This is a genomic window from Chryseobacterium sp. 2TAF14, from assembly GCF_052115105.1.
Lineage (GTDB): Bacteria > Bacteroidota > Bacteroidia > Flavobacteriales > Weeksellaceae > Chryseobacterium.
The window spans coordinates 1-3,778 of sequence record NZ_JBFRGA010000224.1 but is presented as its reverse complement, the minus strand read 5'-3'; the positions used below and the strand labels follow the sequence as shown (position 1 = coordinate 3,778).

Annotated in this window: 6 protein-coding genes; 5 read left to right on the top strand and 1 reads right to left on the bottom strand. The window is 28.7% G+C overall.

What is annotated here, in order from left to right; all coding sequences use genetic code 11:
• Positions 1-176 (bottom strand): RrF2 family transcriptional regulator (locus tag AB4Y90_RS16380; RefSeq protein ID WP_441558642.1); only part of this gene is annotated, 176 nt, incomplete at its 3' end.
• 144 nt (positions 177-320) lie between these two features.
• On the opposite strand from AB4Y90_RS16380, the gene AB4Y90_RS16375 reads away from it, so the two are divergent.
• The 5 genes from AB4Y90_RS16375 to AB4Y90_RS16355 form a co-directional block, all read left to right on the top strand.
• Positions 321-749, top strand: a complete 429-nt coding sequence (locus AB4Y90_RS16375) for a DUF4268 domain-containing protein (protein WP_441558641.1) — start codon at positions 321-323, stop codon at positions 747-749.
• A gap of 135 nt (positions 750-884) precedes the next feature.
• On the top strand, positions 885-1,334 hold the full coding sequence (locus AB4Y90_RS16370; protein ID WP_441558640.1) for a hypothetical protein: 450 nt from the start codon (positions 885-887) through the stop codon (positions 1,332-1,334).
• The gene (locus tag AB4Y90_RS16365) at positions 1,327-1,674 is read left to right on the top strand and encodes a hypothetical protein (RefSeq protein ID WP_441558639.1); all 348 of its coding nucleotides are present in this window, start codon (positions 1,327-1,329) and stop codon (positions 1,672-1,674) included. Before AB4Y90_RS16370 ends, AB4Y90_RS16365 begins: the two co-directional genes overlap by 8 nt.
• Before the next feature lie 252 nt (positions 1,675-1,926).
• On the top strand, positions 1,927-2,742 hold the full coding sequence (locus AB4Y90_RS16360; protein ID WP_441558638.1) for a DUF2314 domain-containing protein: 816 nt from the start codon (positions 1,927-1,929) through the stop codon (positions 2,740-2,742).
• Between the two features lie 148 nt (positions 2,743-2,890).
• Positions 2,891-3,778: hypothetical protein (locus tag AB4Y90_RS16355; protein WP_441558637.1), on the top strand; the 888-nt coding region annotated here is incomplete at its 3' end.

The following is a 3,778-nucleotide window of genomic DNA, read 5'->3' as shown; positions in this document are numbered from 1 at the left end:
CCTTTTTTACTATCAAGGATTTCAGCTTTTTTTAGCTCGAGCAGGATATTTTCAAGAAATTTCAACGGAATTTTCTTGTTTTCTGCAATTTCTGAAATAAGAATCGGGCCTTCATTTCTCTTTTCTACAAGATATGAAAGTGCCTTAAAAGCATATTGAGATTTTTTTGACAGCATTTCTGCAAAAATAGGAAAAAGTTTTTTTAAAGAAACCAGGCAAAAGTAAAAAGATTCAAAGATAATTCTTCAGTAGGTTTTTTGGGTAATTTTACTTGATTCTTTTATCTTTTTACTTGGCTCTTTTTTATCTAAATTTGTGCTATGTTCAGTAAACAGGAAGCACAGCAATTAAAAAAAGAATTTTGGACGGCTTTCGGGAAATCTTTTCCGAGAAAATGGCTTTTATATGATACCAAAATCAAGGATTTTTCATTTAAATTTTATGCTGACAAGAAAAAAGCGGAAGTTTCCATAGACATTGAAATGAAAGATGAAGTTTTCAGGGATGCGTATTATAATAAAATCTGGTCACTCGAAGATATTCTGAGAGATTTTGTTGGTGACGTTCATAAAGAAGAATTTTATACTTTGGAAAACGGAAAAGTGATCAGCCGAATCTGGGTTGAAAAAGAAGGCATCTCTGTTTTCAACAAAAATACTTGGCAGCAGGCTTTCGAATTTTTCGTTGAAAAAATGGATGGCTTTGAGAGGTTTTATTATGAGTATGAAGATTTTATAAAAGATGTTTAATAAAATTTTAATTTTTATACATTAAATATTTATATTTAAACTTTAAACTGATTTTTATATTCTGAATAATATAGAAATTAATCATGATGAAATGCTACATTTTAATATTTTATAAATTTCTGCATCAAAGTAAATATGGATTTAACAATTTTAAAATTTTGGATAGAATTGATTTCAAATTCTCTTACCATAATTACAGCGATTCTCGCACTATATCTTTTTTTCAAAAACAGAGAAAAGATATCATCCGCAATTAATTTTTTATTAAATTATTCCAAACAAATAAGCATTACAGATTTAAAATTCAAAATTGAAAGATTAAATGATTACACTTCTAATGATCAGGTACAGAAAAAAGAAATTATAAATCTTTTGAGTGATATAGAGGGACAATTCAATGGCAACTATAGTTTAAAAAAGTCTCTAGAAAATCAACTACATAAAATTAATAATTTTTTAGAAAACCCTAAAACTCTGAGTGAGCCAAAAAAAAGAAGCTTAGTTAGTGAATTGCGAGAAAGTATCAGAAATATTGACGTTTCAAATTATCAAAACATAATAAGAAGTACAAATAACAATGGCTAAGATAATACAAGTTCTAAATTCTATGATTGCTAAAAATGATAGAATAAAAAATGTAATAAAAAATAATCAAGAATATTTTTTCGTTTACGATGAAAAATATAAATGGTCTATAACTAAAAATATTGATGAAGATTATTTTATTCATTTTTATCCAGATCAAAATAGAAATATTGATGAAATTAGTGCGATTAACGATTGGAATGACTATGATTATGTTACCTACTCAACAACAGATTTAAAAACTCTTGAAGCTATTGAAACATTTAGAGAACTATATCAAATTGTATCTGACAAAGTTTATGGTATCGATAACATTTTTGATGATATAATTAACAATTGATGCAATAAGATGATAAAAGGGTAAAATCAAGCTTATGAGGTTATATAAATTTAGATGAAAAATGAAAGACTGTAGGCTTTACAAAATTTATAGTTAAAAAATTTTAAAAGAATTAAAACTTAAACTTCTGTTTAAATTATTTCCGTATTTTAGATATTCCAAAATATCAAGAAACACTTATACTTCAAGCTTTTCAGCAAGAATAAAATTTGATATTCATGGAAAACAAAATCACAAAATTTTTAATATAAAATGGAAAACAACTCGTTTATTTTTACAGACGGAAGCGATCCCAAAATGATAGAAGCGTATAAAAAAGCGCAGGAAACCTTCAAATATTTCTGGAGAGAACTCTCCTGGGAATACAGAAGAATCATTCCTGGATTGAATCTTGCATGCGTAAAAGCCGCTTTTTCTGAAACAGATCCCGACGGAGAAAAAATTGTAGAACATATGTGGATGAACGACATCAGTTTTGATGGCGATACTGTAGGTGGATATCTCATCAACGAACCTAATGATTTAACGACAATACAGCCCGGAGATTATTTTGAAATTCCTTTAAACGAAATCAGCGACTGGCTTTTTGCGATTATACCAACGCAGAAAAAACAAAACGGTCTTTCAAAGCTGTTTTCTTCGTCTTCAGAGCCGATTCCTAAAGCTTATGGCGGATTTACGATTCAGAAAATGCGTGCAGATATGTCTGAATCTGAAAGAAGAGATCATGATGAAGCGTGGCAGCTCGACTTTGGTGATTTAAATGAAATTGAAGTTGTAAACGAGCAAAAAGAAAAGCCCGAAAACCTCATCGAACATCCGATGAGCAAAAATATGAAAGAAGATTTTGTAAAATTTCTTGAGGAATATCCGAACGAAATCACCAATATCGATGAAAACGGATTTACGCTTCTTCATCGGGAAACAATAGCAGGAAATTTAAGCTCGGTAGAAGTTTTGCTTAAATCAGGAGCCGATAAAAATTTAAAAACAAATAAAGGAAAATCTGCTTTAGATTATGCCAAACAGCTTAATTGGGAACATTTAATCCCTGTTTTGGAAAATTAATTTTAAAAAGAGAAACTTTCGAATCTCTCTTTTTCGCTTATTAAATATCCTTATTTAGTGATATTTTGAAGTGTTTTTATATCTTTGGCTTTTCATAAATAAAGACTTAATCAAGATTGATTGATCTCTTAAATTAAAGAATATTTCATTGCGTAAAATTTACCATCATTTTCAGTTCAGATTTAATCAGAGTTTCAGGATTTTTAATTTTAATCCGAAAGTCAGTCTCCCGATATTTTTGGTTTTTGGAGCGTTGATGATCATTAAATTACCTGAAATATATTTTTATCCGCTACTCTATTTTTCTTTAGCGTTGGTTTTTCATATTAACCGAAAAGATATTCCGTTTATGAGAAAAATTTTCGTTAAAAATTGGAGATTTATAGTTTTCCTTGAATCAGCTGTTATTTATTCTATTTTTCTGTTGGCAAATATCAATTATAAAATTGAAAAATTTGGTTTAATAATGTTTGGAGCATTAATTTTATTCTGCTTTTTACAGCCAAAGTCAAAACCTTTTCCTACGCTACAATGGAATTTTATTTCAAATGATCTGTTTGAATGGAAAAGCTATCTCAGAAAAAATACGTGGATGTTTATTCTTACCTACATTATCTTGGTTGCTTCGGCGTATCATCGCGCAAGTTTAATTTTATGCGGAATTTTCCTTCTCGACTATCTTTCACATGTGTATGAACATAATGAGAATAAAGAAATGCTTGAAGTTTATTTTAAAAAAATGAATTTTAAAGATAAAATTTACAAAAATGCCGTCTTTTTCAATTTGCTTCTTTCGCCAACATACATTGGGTTTTTAATTTTAAATTTTAATGAAAGCTTATATCTTCTGTACTATATTTTCTTTATGAATTGCTATTTTTTATTAATTCTCACCAGAAAATACAAGCTTTATCATCATCACGAAAAAGCCAGTTACTTCAGCATTGCGGTCTTTTTAGAATATTTCGTGTATAGTATAACCGTTGTTCCTGCCTTGATTATGATTCGTTTAAACAGTAAAGAAGCACAACAAAAC

Coding starts and splice junctions, on each gene's coding strand:
- AB4Y90_RS16360 (WP_441558638.1), top strand. CDS start 1,927: ATGGAAAACAACTCGTTTATTTTTACAGACGGAAGCGATCCCAAAATG.
- AB4Y90_RS16365 (WP_441558639.1), top strand. CDS start 1,327: ATGGCTAAGATAATACAAGTTCTAAATTCTATGATTGCTAAAAATGAT.
- AB4Y90_RS16370 (WP_441558640.1), top strand. CDS start 885: ATGGATTTAACAATTTTAAAATTTTGGATAGAATTGATTTCAAATTCT.
- AB4Y90_RS16375 (WP_441558641.1), top strand. CDS start 321: ATGTTCAGTAAACAGGAAGCACAGCAATTAAAAAAAGAATTTTGGACG.